General features: G+C 67.9%; 14 protein-coding genes. 7 read left to right on the top strand and 7 right to left on the bottom strand.

Annotated features, from left to right (window positions below; all coding sequences use genetic code 11):
* Window positions 1-71: 71 nt before the first annotated feature.
* From ACNO8X_RS01435 to ACNO8X_RS01420, 4 genes are all read right to left on the bottom strand, one after another.
* On the bottom strand, window positions 72-2,258 hold the full coding sequence (locus ACNO8X_RS01435; protein ID WP_418003843.1) for an acyl-CoA dehydrogenase: 2,187 nt from the start codon (window positions 2,256-2,258) through the stop codon (window positions 72-74).
* A gap of 93 nt (window positions 2,259-2,351) precedes the next feature.
* Window positions 2,352-3,335, bottom strand: a complete 984-nt coding sequence (locus tag ACNO8X_RS01430; protein ID WP_418003842.1) for a 2-hydroxyacid dehydrogenase — start codon at window positions 3,333-3,335, stop codon at window positions 2,352-2,354.
* Complete coding sequence (locus tag ACNO8X_RS01425; protein WP_418003841.1) at window positions 3,311-4,450, bottom strand: alpha/beta hydrolase; 1,140 nt, start codon at window positions 4,448-4,450, stop codon at window positions 3,311-3,313. Before ACNO8X_RS01425 ends, ACNO8X_RS01430 begins: the two co-directional genes overlap by 25 nt.
* Window positions 4,447-5,076: a TetR/AcrR family transcriptional regulator gene (locus ACNO8X_RS01420; protein ID WP_418006070.1), complete on the bottom strand. Its 630-nt coding sequence runs from the start codon at window positions 5,074-5,076 to the stop codon at window positions 4,447-4,449. The genes ACNO8X_RS01425 and ACNO8X_RS01420 overlap by 4 nt, the downstream gene beginning before the upstream one ends.
* A gap of 95 nt (window positions 5,077-5,171) precedes the next feature.
* Here ACNO8X_RS01420 and ACNO8X_RS01415 point away from each other — a divergent pair, with 95 nt between their 5' ends.
* Window positions 5,172-5,753 (top strand): VOC family protein, encoded by a 582-nt coding sequence (locus ACNO8X_RS01415; RefSeq protein WP_418003840.1) that lies wholly within the window; start codon window positions 5,172-5,174, stop codon window positions 5,751-5,753.
* Window positions 5,754-6,048: 295 nt separating this feature from the next.
* Here the strand turns inward: ACNO8X_RS01415 and ACNO8X_RS01410 are convergent, their stop codons facing one another.
* Genes ACNO8X_RS01410 through ACNO8X_RS01400 form a run of 3 tightly spaced genes read right to left on the bottom strand, consistent with a single transcriptional unit; the run spans window position 6,049 to window position 8,351 of the window.
* Complete coding sequence (locus tag ACNO8X_RS01410; protein ID WP_418003839.1) at window positions 6,049-6,870, bottom strand: SAM-dependent methyltransferase; 822 nt, start codon at window positions 6,868-6,870, stop codon at window positions 6,049-6,051.
* A 57-nt stretch (window positions 6,871-6,927) separates the two neighbouring features.
* The gene (locus tag ACNO8X_RS01405) at window positions 6,928-7,737 is read right to left on the bottom strand and encodes a helix-turn-helix domain-containing protein (protein ID WP_418003838.1); all 810 of its coding nucleotides are present in this window, start codon (window positions 7,735-7,737) and stop codon (window positions 6,928-6,930) included.
* Window positions 7,734-8,351 (bottom strand): TetR/AcrR family transcriptional regulator, encoded by a 618-nt coding sequence (locus ACNO8X_RS01400; protein ID WP_418003837.1) that lies wholly within the window; start codon window positions 8,349-8,351, stop codon window positions 7,734-7,736. Before ACNO8X_RS01400 ends, ACNO8X_RS01405 begins: the two co-directional genes overlap by 4 nt.
* 76 nt (window positions 8,352-8,427) lie before the next feature.
* On the opposite strand from ACNO8X_RS01400, the gene ACNO8X_RS01395 reads away from it, so the two are divergent.
* The 6 genes from ACNO8X_RS01395 to ACNO8X_RS01370 all read left to right on the top strand — a co-directional run bounded on the left by ACNO8X_RS01395 (window position 8,428) and on the right by ACNO8X_RS01370 (window position 18,262).
* Window positions 8,428-9,306, top strand: a complete 879-nt coding sequence (locus ACNO8X_RS01395; protein WP_418003836.1) for an oxygenase MpaB family protein — start codon at window positions 8,428-8,430, stop codon at window positions 9,304-9,306.
* A 27-nt stretch (window positions 9,307-9,333) separates the two neighbouring features.
* Entirely contained in the window at window positions 9,334-10,221 is an 888-nt protein-coding gene (locus tag ACNO8X_RS01390; protein ID WP_418003835.1) for a class I SAM-dependent methyltransferase, read from the top strand.
* Window positions 10,222-10,564: 343 nt separating this feature from the next.
* The gene (gene eccA, locus ACNO8X_RS01385) at window positions 10,565-12,388 is read left to right on the top strand and encodes a type VII secretion AAA-ATPase EccA (protein WP_418006069.1); all 1,824 of its coding nucleotides are present in this window, start codon (window positions 10,565-10,567) and stop codon (window positions 12,386-12,388) included.
* On the top strand, window positions 12,385-13,968 hold the full coding sequence (eccB, locus tag ACNO8X_RS01380) for a type VII secretion protein EccB (protein WP_418003834.1): 1,584 nt from the start codon (window positions 12,385-12,387) through the stop codon (window positions 13,966-13,968). Before eccA ends, eccB begins: the two co-directional genes overlap by 4 nt.
* Window positions 13,965-17,954 carry a type VII secretion protein EccCa gene (gene eccCa / locus ACNO8X_RS01375; protein WP_418003833.1) on the top strand — a complete coding sequence of 1,330 codons (3,990 nt, stop codon included), beginning with the start codon at window positions 13,965-13,967 and terminating at the stop codon, window positions 17,952-17,954. Before eccB ends, eccCa begins: the two co-directional genes overlap by 4 nt.
* The gene (locus ACNO8X_RS01370; RefSeq protein ID WP_418003832.1) at window positions 17,954-18,262 is read left to right on the top strand and encodes a PE family protein; all 309 of its coding nucleotides are present in this window, start codon (window positions 17,954-17,956) and stop codon (window positions 18,260-18,262) included. The genes eccCa and ACNO8X_RS01370 overlap by 1 nt, the downstream gene beginning before the upstream one ends.
* Window position 18,263: the final 1 nt, after the last annotated feature.

Here is an 18,263-nt window from a genome sequence, read left to right as displayed (position 1 = left end):
CTGCGAACAGTCGGGAAAACCCCCATTTCTGCTTCGAAATGAGGGTTTTCACGTGCGCTCGCGCGAAACGGTTACGGGTCGCGGGGCAGGCCCAGCAACCGCTCGGCGATGATGTTCAGCTGCACTTCGGAGGTGCCGCCGTAGATGGTCGTCGCGCGGCCGGCCAACAGATACTCGTCCCACCGGCCCGAGGGCTGTTGCGGATCGCCGATGACCGCGTCGCTGCCGAATGACGCGACCCCGAACTCGGCGTAACCCTGACCGGTCTTCATGGACAGCAGCTTGGAGATCGCGGCGGCGGGCATCGGATCGCCGCCGGCGAGGGTCAGCAGCGTCGACCGCATGTTGAGCAGTTTGGCTGCGTGCCCCTCGGCGATCAGCTTGCCGGCCTCGTGACGTTGCAACTCGTCGAACTCGCCGGCGCGCAGGAACTCCACGAACTGTTCGAGACTGGCCAGGAACGGCGGTTCGCTGCTGCCGATCGACACCCGCTCGTTGGTCAGGGTGTTCCGGCTGACCTCCCAGCCGCGGTTCACCTCGCCGAGCACCATGTCGTCGGGCACGAACACGTCGTCGATGAAGACGGTGTTGAACATCGCGTTGCCGGTGAGTTCGCGCAGCGGCTTGACCTCGACGCCTGGGCTGTTCATGTCGAGCAGGAAGTACGTGATGCCCTGATGCTTCGGCGCGTTCGGGTCCGTCCTGGCCAGCAGCGCGCCCCAGGCGGAGAACTGGGCTCCCGTCGTCCAGATCTTCTGGCCGGTGATGCGCCAGCCGCCGTCGACCTTGACGGCCTTGGTGGTCAGGCTGGCCAGGTCACTGCCGGCGCCCGGCTCGGAGAACAGCTGGCACCAGATCATGTCGCCGCGGAACGTCGGCGGCAGGAAGTCCTGCTGCTGCTTGCTGGTGCCGAACGCCACGATCGAAGGGATGATCCAGGCCGCGATACCCATCTGGGGGCGCCGCACCTTTCCGGTGCTGAACTCCTGGGCGATGATGATCTGCTCGATCGGCGCGGCGGCCCGGCCCCACGGCGTCGGCAGGTGCGGTTGCACCCAACCGCCTTCGGCGATCGCGGTGTTGCGTTCCGGCCCGCTCGGAAGCGCTTTCAGCGCAGCCACTTCCGCGCGTATCTCGGCGCGCAGCTTCTCGGTGTCCGGATCGAGGTCGATATCGATGGACCGCATGCCGGAGGTCGTGGCCAGGTCCACCACTTGCCGTGGGTGGTCGGCGGCGCGGCCGAACCCTGCGACAAGCGCGATGGCGTGCCGGTAGTAGACGTTGGTGTCGTGCTCCCAGGTGAAGCCGATACCGCCGTGCACCTGGATGCAGTCCTGAGCGCAGTGCTGGGCGGCGACGGGCGCCAGGGTGGCGGCCACGGCGGCGGCGAACTGGTAGTCGGAGTCGGCGTCGCCGGATGCGTGCTCGTCGAGTGCGCGGGCGGCGTCCCAGACCGCACCGGTGGCGCGCTCGGTCTCGGCAATCATGTTGGCGCACTTGTGTTTGATGGCCTGGAACTGACCGATCGGCCGGCCGAACTGTTCACGAATCTTCGCGTACTCGGCGGCGGTGTCGGTGGCCCACCGCGCGACACCGACACATTCGGCCGACAGCAGCGTGGTGATCAGGGCCCGGGCATGCGCCGGCGTCAGGCCGGTGAGCACGCGGTCGGCACCGACCGCGACGCCGTCGGCGCGCACCTGGGCCGCGGGGTGCAGTGGGTCGACGGTCTGGATCGGGTCGATCTGCAGCGCCGCGGTATCCAGCACCACCCACTGAGTGCCGGCGTCGACCGGGACGACCAGCAGTGCGGCCTGCGCCGCGGCGGGGACGGCGCGGATGTCACCGCTGACGACGAGTCCGTCGCCCTGGGTGGTGGCGGTCAGACCCGAGGCCAGGGCGTACGCGGCGATGGTCTCGCCGGAGGCCAGGTCGGACAGCAGGGGTGACTTGGGGTCGTGCGCGGCGATCAGCGCACTGGCGATGGCCGAGGGGACGAACGGTCCGGGGACGGCGCCGTAACCGAACTCGGCCAGGGTGATCGCGAGCTCGAGGATGCCGAAGCCTTGTCCGCCAACGGCTTCCGATAGGTGCAGGCCCTGCAGGCCTTGGTCGGCGGCTGCGCCCCAGTAGGGCGGCGGGTTGCTGATCGGGGTCTCGAGGGCCTCGTGCAGCACCTCGGACGGCGCGACGCGCGCCACCAGGGATCGGACCGAATCGGCCAGATCGTTGTGCTCGGACATGATCGCGATGGGCATCGTTGCCTCCTGTGACCTGCTGTGGGCGTGGAATGGCGCACCCAACCAAATAACTGGTCGGTTGGTTCCGAGGGTAACCCACTTGACGGGTGTCTAGAAGTGCACCTCGTTCACTACGTTCGCCAGCTGCTGTCCAGTGGCGAGTCGCTCGCAGTTGGCGACGGCTTCTTCCAGATAGCGACGCATCGTGTCGGCGGTGTACCAGGTGACGTGCGGGCTGACGACGACGTTGTCGAGCATCAGCAGCGGATTGCCCGGATCGACGGGCTCGGTGGCGAAGACGTCGAGGCCGGCGGCCTGCAGTGGCCCGTTCTGCAAGGCAGAGACCAGTGCGGCTTCGTCGATGACGGCGCCGCGTGACGTATTGACCAGGACCGCACCCGGTTTCATCCCCGCCAGTGCGTCGGCGTCGAGCAGTCCTTCGGTGTGCTCGGTGAGCGGCAGGTGCAGCGAGACGACGTCGCTGGTGGCGAGCAGCTCAGCGAGCGTGCGCCAGCCGGGGTGGCCTTGTGCGCCAAGGGTATTGGTGTGCACGACGGTCGCGCCCATCGCGGTGACGATGGTCTCCACGCGCTTGGCGATGTTGCCGTAGCCGATCAGGCCGACGGTGCAGCTGCCCAGGTCCCGCACCGTCTCGCCGAGGGTCGGGTCGGTCGGCCAGCCGTCGCCGGCGCGGGTGGCGCGGTCGAGTTCCGGGAGCCGCCGCAGTGCGGCCAGCATCAGCATCACCGCGCCCTCGGCGACCGAGGGGGCGTTGGCGCCGGGCATGTTGGCCACCGCGATACCGAGTCGCGTCGCCGCCTCGACGTCGATGGTGTTGACGCCCGCACCCATCTTGTGGACGAGCTCGAGTCGGCGGCCTTGTTTCAGGTCATCGGCGCTGACCGGCCGCAGGACATGCCAGAGCACGTCGGCGTCGGGCAGTTCCCGGTAGAACGTCGCGTCGTCGTCCGCCGCGCAGAATCGTACGTCGATCAGATCGTGCAGTGGGGCAAGGAAATCGGTGACTCGCGGACCAGGGGTGAAGTGCGCCAGCACCCGAACGGGTGGCGTCACCGCCATCTCTTGGCGATCCATTTGGCGATGAGATCGGCCTGCTCACTGCGGGCGCCCGGGGTGGTGAAGTAGTGGTCGGAGTCGATGGCGTGCAGTGTCTTGTCCGTGGTGGCCAGCGCATCGAAGATGCGTTGTGCGTCAGACGGATACACACCCGAATCCTGCTCGGCGTTGATCACCAGTGCGGGGTTGTCGATGAGGGCCAGGTGTGGCTCGGCCCGGGTCTGGGCGTGCCGCAGGCTCCACATGGTCAGCCAGCTGCGCAGCGTGCAGGCGGCGGCGATGCCGTTGGCCGACCGGTTGGCCTGGACGGGGACGCCCGCGTAGCACTGATTGGCCGGGCGTTTGGTGGGTTCGAGGGTGGGGTCGATCATGCGCAGGTCGGCCCAGGTCCGCATGACGGTGAACGGGCGGTCCCGGAATCCTGCGGCGCGGACGCGTGCGTACTCGGTTTCCACCCAGTCGGTGATCGCGTGGTTGCGGGCGACCTGCGCGTCGCGGTAGCGCTGGATGAATTCAGGGGAGAAGGGTGGGCCGTTGTGCTCGGCGTACGGGTCGAGATCGGGATCGGTTGCCAGCGCGTCGGATTCGTCGGTCACCGAACCGTCCATCCAATTGGTGAGTACGTCCGGTCGGCCGGGATGGGCGGCGCTGGAGATGTAGCCGTCGGCCGGCAGCAGGTCGTAGACGCCCGCTGCCGGGCGCATGCCGTCCAGCGGGGTGATGTGCGGGGACAGCGACTGGGCCTGGTAGGCGGCCATCAGCGATCCGCCTCCTGAATTACCCAGCAGAATAACGGTTTCCACGCCGGCCACCTCGCGCAGCCAGCGCACCCCGACGCCGATGTCCACGAGCGCGTGATCGAGCAGGAAGCTGGACTCGTAGCCGCGGAATCGGGTGTTCCAGCCGAGGAACCCGATACCCCGGGTCGCCATGTAGTCGGCGAGATAGTGCTCGGCGAAGTCGATCTGGTAGTGCGCGGCGATCATCGCCACCTTGGGCTTGCGGCCCATGACCCGGTAGTAGATGCCCTGGCAGGGATGTCCACCGGACCCGGCGCGCAGCGCGGTCGGCGAATCCATCCCGATGAACTCTCGGGTGACTCCCGCGGCGGACGAACTTCCGGGTTTGTTCATGTACGCGGATTCCCCTCGTGGTAGATGGTCCGGTAGAAGATGTTGGCCAGGGTGGTGACGCAGGCGTCGTCGTCTGCGGTGGTGGCGCCATCGCCTGACAATTGGGTATAGCAGAACTGGTTCAACATCGATACCAGAGCCACCGCGACGAGGCGTGGTTCATCGTCGGGGCAGAAGCCTTGCTGCTGAGCATGTTTGACCATCGCCATGATCAGCGAGATGGGGAGTTCGCAGATTTCGGCCCAGCACTGCGCGAAATCGTCGTTGACCATTGCCAATTGAGAAATGCCGATGACCTCGGCCAACCGGTGTCGGTAGGTGTCCCAGTGCGCGGCGGCGGCCTGATGGGAGCGTTCCCAGTTGGTCAGCTCGGGGCCGGTGCCGGCCAGCGCGCGATCACGGGCCTCGTCGCGGAAGCGCTCAGCCCATTCGCGGACCATCGCTTCCTTCGAGTCGTAGTAGTTGTAGAACGACGCGGTGGACCGGCCGGCTTCGGCCGCGATGTCCGAAATGGTGGTCGCCAGAATGCCTTTGCGGGCGATGACGGCGCGGGCGGCGTTGTCGATGGCCGCCTGCGTCTGGCGGCCCCGCACGGTGGGGAGCTGCTCGCGTGGCGCGACGGTCACGGTGGCTACCTTTCGAAACGTCATTGATCAAATCTGAACCTGATGTTAGATTCAGATTCGGTGATTGACCAGACCCTGGCGTCAGGAGTGGCACGATGATCAAGCCGGACAACCGCAACACTGAATTCGAGCTGGGTGGCATCAACCATGTCGCCCTGGTCTGTGCGGACATGGCGCGGACGGTCGACTTCTACTCGGGCGTACTGGGTATGCCGCTGGTGAAGTCGGTCGATCTGCCAGGTGGCATGGGTCAGCACTTCTTCTTCGACGCCGGCAACGGGGACTGCGTGGCGTTTTTCTGGTTCACCCAGGCGCCCGACGGTGCGCCCGGCATCTCGCAGCCGGCGGCGATACCCGGCATCGGGGAGTTCATGAGTGCCGTTGGTTCGTTGAACCACTTGGCCTTTCACGTGCCTGCCGAGAAGTTCGACGAGTACCGGAAGCGGCTGAAGGAAAAGGGTGTCCGGGTCGGCCCGGTGCTCAACCACGATGAGAGCCCCATGCAGGCGTCGCCGACGGTGCATCCGGGCGTGTACGTGCGGTCGTTCTACTTCCAGGACCCCGACGGCATCACGTTGGAGTTCGCCTGCTGGACCAAGGAATTCACCGCGGCCGATACGGTGACAGAGCCGCGGACCGCGGCCGACCGGCGGCCCGCGGTGACCGCCGCGCACTGAGTCTGGCGGTATTGCAGTCAGGTTCGCATCGAGTGTGCGCACCGAGCGCCAGATTCGCGGGCGATGCGCTCTGGATGCACAGTCGGGGCGCGATGTGTTTCAGTGACTTCGCGAGTGTGCATTCAGACGGTCGGATCCGTGAAATCGACGATCTGCTGGCACAGTCGCGGTCTCCGCTGCTGGGCACTTGACAAGCAAATGCCGTGTGGGCGTTGACTCTGCGCAGACGCGCACAAGAGGTCGAGTGCGCAAGACGACGAGCGCAGGATCAAGACTTGCCATGTTCGGCGACAACCTATTTCACCGCCTCGACGAAGTAGCCACGTGGCACGTCGGGCACGTCCATCGGTACCGCGGGGGCGAACCACCGGCCCCAGGCGTTGCCCGGCTCGGCGACGTCGGTGACCACTGCCGACCAGCCGTGGCGCTCGGCGAGTTCGCCCGGTTGGTCGGTGCCGAACAGCCACGGTGCGCCGTTGCGCGCCATCGACTGCCGCACCGCGGCCAACAGCTGCGCGTCCAGCAGGGTCTTGCCGACGATGTCGTACAGCAGCACCGAACCCGGCGCCGACAGCGCGTCGACCCGCGCGAACACCGTGCCGACCGCGGCTTCGTCGAGGTATTGCAGCAGCCCTTCGATCAACCACGCCGTCGGCTGACGGGCGTCAAAGCCGTTGGACCGCAGGCTGTCTGTCCAGTTGCCGGTGAGGTCGGCGCCGATGGCCACCCGCGTGCACGACGGCTGCTCGCCCTCAAGCGCTGCGGCCTTGGCTGCGATCACCTCGGGTTGGTCCAGTTCGTAGACCGTGGTGCCGGCGGGCCACGGCAGCCGGAACGCGCGGGCATCCATACCCGCCGCGAGAATGACGACCTGGCGGACTGACTGCGTGGCGCGGAGCAGGGCCTCGTCCCAGAATCGGGTGCGCACCACGATCTGGCGGGTCGGCCGGTCTCCGGCTTCGGCGACGGCCTCGGCGAGCAGCCGGTGGCCGGTCTCGCCTGCCAGGCGTTCGGCGAACGGATCGGTGAAAAGACGGTCGGGACGGCGGGATTCGTCGGCGCGGATGGCGGCGACCAGCAGGCCGGTGTTCGCCACGGCTTTGGCTCCTTCGTGCATCCCACCATGGTGCCGGTCTGCCGGGCGCGACGCTTGGATATTTTTGCCGCGGCTCGATCAGCCCGGCAGCCCGACATGGCTGGGTAGCGCACTGCGCCGCAATGCGTACTGCGTCGGGGTGACCGAGGTGAACCCCCGGAATTCGCGCACGAAGTGGGGTTGATCGAAGTACCCGAGTGTGGCCGCGACGTCGGCGCCGTCGCCGGTGCCGGCATCGAGTAGACGCAGGGCGGACTGGAGCCGCCGCACGCGTAGATACGCCTTCGGGGTCAGGCCGATCTCGTGGCGGAACGTCGCGATCAATCGCTTGGGGGACAAGCCCGTCAGCTCGGCTGCCTCGGAAACCCGAAGCGACGGTTGGTGTTCGGCGACGTGCAACACGGGCATGAGCGTCAGGGGTGTCGGCCGCAACCGGGCGAACAGAAAATCCTCCACGATCTCGATGCGCCGCGGCCAGGCCGGTGTCGCGATCAGTCGCTCACGCAGCAGCGCGGCATCTGCGCCCCAGAGGTCGGTCAGGTTGACGCAGGAATTCTCCAGGTCCGCCAACGGAATTCCGAAGAACGGGAGTGCGCCGCCGGGGCGGAAGTGGATGGTCAGTACCGCTTCACCCGGGTCGATGCGGGTGACGTACGACAGGGTGCCCGGGCCGGTCAGGAACGCCGGTTCCGCCGGCATGCGGGTGGTCCCGTCGGCCGAGTAGAAGTCGACCCGCTCCCGCCCGCCGACATCGATCACGACGGTGGCCGCGCCGCGGGGCAGAGCTCTGCTGCGGTCGGAGACCTCGCCGTCGTGCGACCAGTAGCCGAAGAAGTCGATGTGCTGGTTCAGCGGCGGCCGGGGTCGGAGTAGTTGCGGCCCTGTCACCGGCGGACGGCCCGCTTACCGAGCGTATCGAGTAGCAGTGCCAGATGGTCGACCAATTCATCTGGGCTGAAGGTGATTTCACCCGCCAGCCAGGCGCTCAAGGTCTGCCCGACGCCCCCGACCGCGAAATGCGTACCGGCCCGGCGCCGATCCCCGGCGGGCAACTGCAGGGCGTCACCGGCGTACTGGCCGAGCAGCACAGCGAAGAAGACAGTCGACTCGCTGCGTTTGCGCGCCACCGCTTCGTTGGACAGCTGGGTGCTGAACAGCAGCCGGCCGACCCTGGGGTCGTCGGCGATCGCGTGCACGATGTTGGCCATGCCGGCACGGCTCTGCTCATCGGGTGGCGCGGCTGCCACCGCAGCCTGGGTCGTGGCGGCCAGGTCGGCGATGACATGGTCGTACACCGCCTCGACGAAAACGTCCTTGTCGGTGAAGCTTTCGTAGAAGTAGCGCATCGCGACACCGGCGCCGCCGCAGATGGTTCGGACGGTGAGTTCGGGCGCCGGCGGCGCGGCACCCAGAATCTCCAGTCCGGCGTCGATCAGCCGGGCCCGTCGTTGGGCCAGGCGTTCTGTCGCGTCGATCCCGCGGTACGGGCGTACCTGAGGCACCCCGCCATCTTGACACCCCACCGCGGCGCAGGCAATATCGGGAATCAATCGTTCTCACTTTTACGAGGAGTGACCAATGACGGTCGATCTGGTCGGACTGCCGGTCAACGCGTGCGCGCCGGGCCGTCGGGTGCGTCGCGACGTCCAGTACGCCGACGGGTTGGTCGGCGCCGCGCTGCTGGCGGGCCCGGCCAACGTGATCATGCAGCTGGCCCGGCCGGGCGTCGGATACGGCGTCGTGGAGAGCCGGGTCGAAAGCGGGCGGACCGACCTGCACCCGATCAAGCGGGCCCGCACCACCTTCACGTACCTGGCTGTCGCGATCCTCGGATCTGACGACCAGAAAGTGGCGTACCGCAGCGCGGTGAACAAGGCGCACCGGCAGGTCTACTCGACTGAGGACAGCCCGGTGAAGTACAGCGCCATGGACAAGAACCTGCAGCTCTGGGTGGCAGCGTGCTTGTTCAAGGGCGCGCTGGACGTATATCGCATGGTCGTCGGAGAGTTGGACGACGAAAGTGCCGAGGAGTTCTACCGGCAGGGCATGACGATGGGCACCACGTTGCAGGTGACGCCGGACATGTGGCCGGCCGACCGGGCCGCGTTCGACAAGTACTGGCAAGAGTCGCTGGACCAGGTGCACATCGATGACACGGTGCGGGACTACCTGTATCCGATCGCCGCGGTGCGGATGAAGGGGCTGCAACTCCCGGGGCCGCTGCAGCGCCGGCTCGAGGCGTTCTCGTTGTTGCTCACCACCGGCTTTCTGCCGCAACGCTTCCGCGACGAGATGCGCCTGCCGTGGGACGCCAAGCGGCAGAAGCGGTTCAACTCGCTGATGAAGGTGGTGAAGGTGGTCAACCGGGTGCTGCCCGGGCCGCTGCGGCGTTTCCCCTTCAATTGGATGTTGCGGGACCTGGACTGGCGCATCCGCACCGGGCGTCCGCTGGTCTGATCAGAATTCGGGCGTACCCTCGCGCACGTGCGTACCGACAATGACAGCTGGGACATCACGACGAGTGTTGGATCGACCGCGGTGATGGTTGCCGCGGCGCGGGCGTTGGAGGCGGCCAAGCCGAATCCGCTTGCGGTGGACCAATATGCCGAGGTGTTCACCCGCGCGGTCGGCGGTGTGTGGGCCGACGTGTTGGACGGCGAGGCCCCGGAGCATCCCTTGGCGACGTCCGAGTTCGGCGAACCGTTCATCAACTTCCAGGGCGCCAGGACGAAGTACTTCGACGCCTACTTCCGCAGTGTGATGGATGCCGGGGTGCGTCAGATCGTCCTGCTGGCCGCGGGTCTGGATTCGCGTGCCTACCGGCTGGACTGGCCGGCCGGCACCGTCGTCTATGAACTGGATCAACCGCAGGTACTCGAATTCAAGCGTGAGGTGCTGGCCGGCATCGGGGACGAACCGAAGGCCGGGCGCCGGGAGATCGCCGTAGACCTGCGCGACGACTGGCAGGCGGCGCTCACGGACGCCGGATTTGATCCCACGCAGCCTTCGGCATGGATCGCCGAGGGCTTGCTCATCTATCTGCCGGCCACCGCGCAGGACCAGCTGTTCGCCGGTATCGATGCGCTGGCGGCGCCCGGCAGTTGGGTGGCGGTCGAAGAGGGCAAGCCGATGCCGGCCGATGTGTTCGCGGCAAAGCGTGCGGCGTCGGACGAGATGGCAGACGGCTTTTTCAAGCTGATCTACAACGAGCAGATCGCGCCGGCGGCGGATTGGTTCGGCTCCCGGGGATGGCGCGCTGAGGCCACCGGGCTCGCCGACTACTTCCGCGCGGTCGGGCGTCCGGTGCCGACGAATCCGGAAGCAGCAACCATGATCGCCTCGAACAGCCTGGTCACTGCCGTTAAGGAGTGAGCGTCGTCACCTGCTCCGACGGACGGGTACGTCTCGACAACTTAAGTTATGCAATGCTAACTTCGCAGGGTTAGCTTAGGCATACTTAAGGAGATATGCGGGGACTCTAATATCCCGCGAACACCACCATGGGCACTGACACATTTGCGGTATCCGCCGCGGTGCATTTCGAGCAAACCGCGCCCGCGCGGCTCAGTGCCCGTCTCGCGGCCCGCCGGGAACCAATCCGTTCCGGGTGCCGACTCCTTATTAGGACGGCTGCCGCATGAGTGGTGGAACGTCCTCTGGCGTGTCGATGACGGAAAGGACCCACGTGCGACCGAGCAACGCGGGCAGTAACACAGTGGTCGCCGATGGTGACGCCGCGCAGCGGGCAGCACGCGTCGATCGCGACGTGCTGACCCGGTTCTCCAGCAGTTGTCTGGCGCTCGGCCTGAGTGTCGACGGTCGCCGTCGCCCGGCCGACCTCGACGCCGCCCTGGGTGGCTTCCTGACTTTGACGCGTATTGCCGGCGAGCACTGCGATGCCTGGACCGGTTTGGCTGCCGCGGGTGCGGCAACGCCCGATGTGATCGAGGCGATCTGGCGCACGGTGTCCTCGGCGGGCGTGCTGCAGCGGGCCCTCGACCTCGCTGACGGCGACCTCGGCTTCAGCTACGACAGCGGTCTGTACCTGCAGTTCCGGGCGACCGACCGAGACGGCTTCCAGTTGGCCTATGCCGCAACGCTCGCCGGCGCCGGCGCCTACGAAGAGGCTGATCAGCTGGTAGGCGACCTGCTCGACCGCAAGCCGGGCTGGCCGCCGGCCCGCTGGGTGCGGGTGGCGATGTACCACCGCACCCGCCGCTGGTCGGACGTCGTCCGGCAGCTGACCCCCATCGTGAGCGACCCGAATCTGGACGCGTCCTACGCGCATGCCGCGCGGGTGGCGCTGGGTATTGCATTGGCGCACTTGGGCATGTTCGCTCCGGCGCTGTCGCACCTGGAAGACCCGGAGGGGCCGGTCGCGGTCGCCGTCGTCGACGGGACCTTCGTCAAGGCGCTGTCCCTGCGCGCGCAGGGCGAGGACGACGAGGCCACCGACGTGCTGGCCGAGCTGTACGCCGCGCACCCGGACAACACCGCCGCCGAACATGCGCTGACCGACACCAGCTTCGGCATCGACCCGACCACCGCGGCCCGCATCGAGGCCCGGCACAACCCGTGGGATCCCGAGACCGAGCCGACCGAGGCCGATTTCGTCGACCCGGATGCCAAGTCCCGCAAGGCGCACCTGCTCGTCGAGGCGGAGGCCGAGCTGGCCGAGTTCATCGGCCTGGAAGAGGTCAAGTACCAGGTGGCCCGGCTGAAAAGCTCTGTGGCCATGTCGATTCGGCGCCAGGAGCGGGGCCTGACCGTCGCCCAGCGCACCAACCACCTGGTGTTCGCCGGGCCTCCCGGAACCGGTAAGACCACCATCGCCCGGGTGGTCGCCAAGATCTACTGCGGTCTGGGCCTGCTGCGCAAAGAGACTGTGCGCGAGGTGCATCGTGCCGACCTGATCGGCCAGCACATCGGTGAAACCGAGGCCAAGACCAACGCCGTCATCGACAGTGCGCTCGACGGCGTGCTGTTCCTCGACGAGGCGTACGCGCTGGTGTCCACCGGCGCAAAGAACGACTTCGGGCTGGTCGCCATCGACACCCTGCTGGCACGCATGGAGAACGACCGCAACCGGCTGGTCGTGATCATCGCCGGCTACCGCAAGGACCTGGACATGTTCCTGGACACCAACGAAGGTCTGCGGTCGCGTTTCACGCGGAGCATCGACTTCCCGTCGTACTCGGCCACTGAACTCACCGAGATCGCCATGCGCATGGCCGAAAAGCGGGACAGCGTTTTCGAACCCGCCGCGCAGGCCGAGATGGAGCAGTTGTTCGCACACCTCGCGACGGCGACCACGCCCGACGCGGCAGGTGTCGCGCGCCGCAGCCTCGACATCGCGGGCAACGGCCGTTTTGTGCGAAATCTGGTGGAGCGCTCCGAAGAAGAACGTGAGTACCGGCTGGATCACCTTGCCGCACACGACTTCACCGACGACGAACTCATGACGATCACCTCGGGTGACGTCGGCAACTCGGCCGCGCCGTTGCTGCGTGGTCTCGGACTGGTGGTGCCCCAACCGTGAGTGACGACCGAAAGACTTTCAGTTCCCGTACTCCGGTGAACGACAACCCGGAGCAGGTCGAGTACCGCCGCGGCTTCGTCACCCGGCACCAGGTGTCCGGTTGGCGATTCCTCATGCGGCGCATCGCCTCTGGCGTCGCCATGCATGACACCCGGATGCTGGTCGACCCCTTGCGGACCCAGAGCCGCTCCGTTCTGGTCGGTGGGCTGGTGCTCGTCACCGCACTGGCAGGCTGCTTCGTCTTCTCCCTGATCCGGCCCGCCGGTGTCGCGGGTAACGACGTGATCCTGGCCGACCGGGAGACCTCCGCGCTGTACGTCCGGGTGGGCGACCAACTGCACCCGGTGCTGAACCTGACCTCGGCCCGGCTCATCGCCGGACGGCCGGACAACCCGACCACGGTGCCGAGCGCCGAACTGGACAAGTTCGCTCGCGGCAGCCTCATCGGGATCCCGGGCGCGCCGGAACGTATGGTGCCCAGCACTTCTCGCGATGCCGACTGGACCGTCTGCGACGCGGCCACCGGTGACGTCGTGGGCGTCACCCTGATCACGGGTCCGCTGGCCGACGGCGCCTCCCGCGCCGCCGCACTGGGTGCAAATGACGCTGTGCTGGTTCGCAACGATGGCGTCGGTTCCGCCGGGGTCAACGGCGGCAGCTGGCTGTTGTGGAACGGCAAGCGCAGTGCGGTCGACCTGAACAACCGCGCGGTGACGGCGGCACTCGGCCTGGGCGCCAACGGAACTGCGCTGCCCGCGCCGCGCGCCATCGCCGACGGACTGTTCAACGCGATCCCGGAATCGGCCCCGCTGGCTGCCCCGGCGATCGTCAACGCCGGCCAGCCGACGCCGTACCCACTGCCGGTCGCCGCACCCGTCGGCGCGGTGGTCACCGCCATCACGACCGGAGCCGGCTCGGACAACGCGGGCAACGCCCTCCAGTACTACGCGGTCCTCGATGATGGCCTGCAACCGATTTCACAGGTCGTCGCGGCGATTCTGCGCAACACCGACTCGTACGGTCTGGAGCAGCCGCCGCGGCTGTCCGCCGACCAGGTCGCCCGTATCCCGGTCTCCACCGCGATCAACACCGCGGCGTACCCGGAGCGCCCGCTCACCGTCGTCGACGTCACCAAGGCGCCACTGACCTGCGCCCGCTGGACCAAACACGATGGCGCCACGACCAATTCGCTCACCCTGCTGTCCGGAGCGATGTTGCCGCTGCCCGCCGACGAGCACACCGTCGCGTTGGCCGGCCCCGCCGGCACCGCGCAGCGCGTGGCGGTGGCCCCGGGCACCGGCTACTTCGTCCAGGCCACCGGACAAGCCGGCACCCCGGCGCTGTCCGGCTACTGGATCAGCGACACCGGCGTCCGCTACGGCATCTCCACCGAAGGTGACGCCACCAACGCAAATCGCAAAACCCCTGCCGCGCTGGGGCTTACCACGTCACCGCTGCTGGTGCCGTGGTCGATCCTCAGCCAGTTCGCGCCCGGCCCGACATTGTCGCGGAGTGACGCGTTGCAGCTTCCGGCACTGGTTCGCCCAGCTGTCGACACCGTCTTGAGGGAGAACCCGTGAGCCGTCTGATCTTCGAAGCGCGGCGCCGGCTGCCCGTCCCGGCGACCCGCGCGAGCGTCATCACCATCGAGCCGCCGCCCGAGCTGCCGCGGCTGGTGCCACCGTCGCTGCTGCGCCGCGTGCTGCCCTACCTGATCGTCATCCTGATCGTCGGCATGGTCGTGGCTCTGGTGGCCACCGGCATGCGCGTCATCTCGCCGCAGACGCTGTTCTTCCCGTTCGTGCTCCTGTTGGCCGCCACCGCCTTCTACCGCGGTTCGGACAACAAGACCCGGACCGAAGAGGTCGACGCCGAGCGCGCCGACTACCTGCGCTACCTGTCGGTGGTTCGGGACAACGTCCGGGCCCAGGCGGCCGAGCAGCGCGCGGCCCGCGAATGGTCCCACCCCGCACCCGAGCAGCTGGCCGCCGTCGCGGGCACCCGGCGCCAGTGGGAGCGCGACCCGCACGACGCCGACTTCCTGGTGGTGCGCGCCGGGCTGCATGACGCGCGCCTGGAGACGGTGCTGCAGGTGAAGGACACCGCGGCCGAGATCGACCTGGAGCCGGTGTCGCACAGCGCATTGCGCGGACTGCTCGACGTCCAGCGGACACTCCCCGCGGTTCCCGGTGGTATCGACCTGACCAGGGTTTCGCGGATCACCGTGCTCGGCGATGCCGACGAGGTGCGGGGCGCGTTGCGCGCCTGGATCGCGCAAGCGGTGACCTGGCACGACCCGGCCCTGCTCGGGGTCGGTCTGGCGGCCGCGGATGCCGAGGCTCTCGAATCGGAATCTTGGTCCTGGCTGAAGTGGCTGCCGCACAGTGACATTCCCGGCCAGATCGACGGTGTCGGCCCGGCGCGCTACCTGGCCGCCGGTGTTCCCGAACTCGCCGACATGCTGTCCGATGAACTCGCGGACCGGCAGCCGTTCGGTGCCGCCGACATCGCACCGCTGCGGCACCTGCTGATCGTCGTGGACGACCCGGATGCCGACGTCAACGAGCTCCTGCCGCGGGCCGGACTGGCCGGCGTCACCGTGGTGCAGCGCGGCACGGAACAGCCGGAGTACGCGGACCCCGACCGCCCGGTGCTACGGGTGGCCGGCGGCCGTATCGAGCGGTGGGCGGCAGCCGGCTGGCAGTCGTACTTCGATGTCGCCGACGGCTTTTCGCCGCGGGCCGCCGCGCACCTGGCGCGCAGTCTCGCGCGCTGGGACTCCAACCCGAACCGGGCCCGGAGCACCGGTGCCGGACTGACCACCTTCGGCACCCTGCTGGGGATTCCCGATGCGGCCGCACTGGACGTTGCGGGCCTCTGGGCGCCGCGGACGCGGGCCGACGAGCTGCGGGTACCCATCGGCGTCACCGCCACCGGTGAACCGTTGATGTTCGATTTGAAGGACGAGGCCGAAGGCGGCATGGGGCCGCACGGTCTGATGATCGGTATGACGGGCTCCGGCAAGTCTCAGACCCTCATGTCGATCTTGTTGTCGCTGTTGACGACTCACTCGGCCGAACGCCTGATCGTCATCTACGCCGACTTCAAGGGCGAGGCCGGCGCCGACATCTTCCGGGATTTCCCGCAGGTGGTGGCCGTCATCTCGAACATGGCCGAGAAGCGGTCGCTGGCCGACCGGTTCGCGGACACCCTGCGCGGTGAGGTGGCGCGGCGTGAGCAGCTGCTGATGGAGGCCGGCCGCCGCGTGCAGGGCAGTGCCTTCAACTCGGTGCTCGAATACGAGGCGGCGCAGGCGGCTGGGCACGACCTGCCCCCGATCCCGACGCTGCTGGTGGTCGCCGACGAGTTCTCACTGATGCTCGCCGACCATCCCGAATACGCCGAGCTGTTCGATTATGTTGCCCGCAAGGGCCGTTCGTTCCGCATCCACATCCTGTTCGCGTCCCAGACGCTGGACGTGGGCCGGATCAAGGACATCGACAAGAACACCTCGTATCGCATCGGTCTGAAGGTCGCGAGCCCGTCGATCAGCCGGCAGATCATCGGTGTCGAGGACGCGTACCACATCGAGGCCGGTCCGGAACACAAGGGCGAGGGCTTCCTGGTCCCCACCCCCGGCGCCGTGCCGGTCAAGTTCCGCAGCACTTACGTGGACGGTATCTACGACCCGCCACGGGTCGAGAAAGCCGTTGTGGTGCATGCGGTTCCGCAGCCACAGCTGTTCCCGGCAGGCCACGTCACCCCGGCTCCGGACACGGTGATCGTCACCGACACGGCTCCGGATCTGCGTGCGCCGCGCAAGCTGGTCGCGACCGTCGGCGAGCAGCTGGCCCAGTACGGTCCGCAGGCGCCGCGGCTGTGGCTGGCGCCGCTCGACCAGCCGATCGCGTTGCCGGAGCTGTTGGCCGGCACCGAGATTCCTGCGGGACATGGCCGTTGGCCTCTTGGCGAGATCGACCGTCCGTTCCAGATGCGTCGCGATCCACTGGTCTTCGACGCCGGTTCGGCGGCCGCCAACCTGGTCATCCACGGTGGGCCGAAGTCCGGGAAATCGACGGCACTGCAGACGTTCATCCTGTCCGCGGCCGCGACGCACTCGCCGCGCGCTGTCACGTTCTACTGCCTGGACTACGGCGGCGGCGGGCTGCGCTCGCTCAAGCCACTGGCCCATGTCGGCAGCGTCGCGTCGCCGCTGGAGCCCGAACGCATCCGTCGCACCTTCGGTGAACTCGAGCAGCTGCTCGCGTCCCGGCAGGCCCGTGCCGCCGCCGGTGACGGTGACCTGCGCGATGACGGCTACGGCGACGTGTTCCTGGTGATCGACAACCTGTATGCGTTCAGCCGGGACAACACCGACACGTTCAACACCCGTAACCCGTTGCTGTCCAAGGTGACCGAATTGGTCAACTCCGGCATGGCCTACGGCATCCACGTGGTGCTCACGACGCCGAACTGGCTCGAGGTGCCACTCGCGATGCGCGACGGGCTGGGTCTGCGGCTCGAACTCAAGCTGGCCGACTCGCGCGACAGCAATGTGCGGTCGCCAGGTACCCCCGGTGTGGCGGCCCTGTCTCGCCCCGCCGACGGTGTCCCCGCCGACCAGCCGGGCCGCGGGCTGACCATGGCAGCCGAGCACTTCCTGTTCGCCGAACCCGATCTCGGCGCGATCGCTGCCATCAACGCCCACTACCCGGGGCAGACGGCGCCGCCCGTGCGTCTGCTGCCGACGGACCTGGCGCCGGAAACCCTTGCGCCGCTGTATCACAGCCCCGAGTCGGTGGTGATCGGTCAGCGCGAGCAGGACCTGGCACCGGTGCGGGTCGATTTCTCGGCCAACCCGCTGCTGATGGTGCTGGGCGACGCCAAGTCCGGCAAGACCACGCTGCTGCGGCATCTGATCCGCACCATCCGGGAGAACTCCACGCCGGAGTCGGTGGCGTTCACCGTGATCGACCGCAGACTGCATCTGGTGGACGAACCGTTGTTCGCGGACAATGAGTACACCCCCAACGTCGACCGGGTCACCCCAGCGATGCTCGGACTGGCTGCACTGCTCGAAAAGCGCAGGCCCCCAGCGGGTCTGTCGGCCGCGGAGCTGAGCGGGTGGACCTACCGGAACGGGCAGGGCAACCACCTGCACTACCTGATCATCGACGACGTCGACCAGATCCCGGATGCACCCGCGGTCAGCGGTCCGTTCGTCGGCCAGCGGCCCTGGACGGTACTGCTGGGGCTGTTGGCCCAGGCCGCCGAACTGGGTCTGCGAGTGATCGTCACCGCCCGGGCCGCCGGCTCGGCCCACGCGGTGATGACTGCCCCGCTGTTGCGCAGGCTCAACGAGCTGCAGGCCACCACCGTCATGCTGTCCGGCAACCCGCAGGACAGCGGCCGGATCCGCGGCCACCGGTTCAACCGCCTGCCCGCCGGTCGCGCCATGGTGGTCGGCGACAGCGATGAAGCCACGTATGTCCAGCTGATCAATCCGCTGGTGGCAGACCCGATTACGGGCCGACCCACCGGACCACAACGAGGGGAGTTCCACTGATGACCTTGCGCGTTGTTCCCGAAGGACTGACGGCAGCCGGGGCGGCCGTCGAAGCACTGACCGCCCGCCTGGCCGCCGCCCATGCCGCGGCCGCTCCGGCGGTCACCGCGGTGATCCCGCCCGCCGCCGACCCCGTGTCGCTGCAGACGGCGATTGGGCTGAGCGCCCACGGCGCCGAACACGAGGCCGTCGCGACGCAGGGCGTCACCGAACTCGGCCGTGCCGGTGGCGGTGTCACCGAGGCGGGCATCGGCTACGCGACGGGCGATGCCGAAGCCGCCGCCACATACGTGACGGTGCTGGGCTGAC

The organism is Mycobacterium sp. PDNC021, assembly GCF_048282635.1.
GTDB lineage: Bacteria > Actinomycetota > Actinomycetes > Mycobacteriales > Mycobacteriaceae > Mycobacterium > Mycobacterium llatzerense.
Note: the sequence above shows the minus strand (reverse complement) of the source record. Positions and strands in the feature narration are given on the sequence as shown.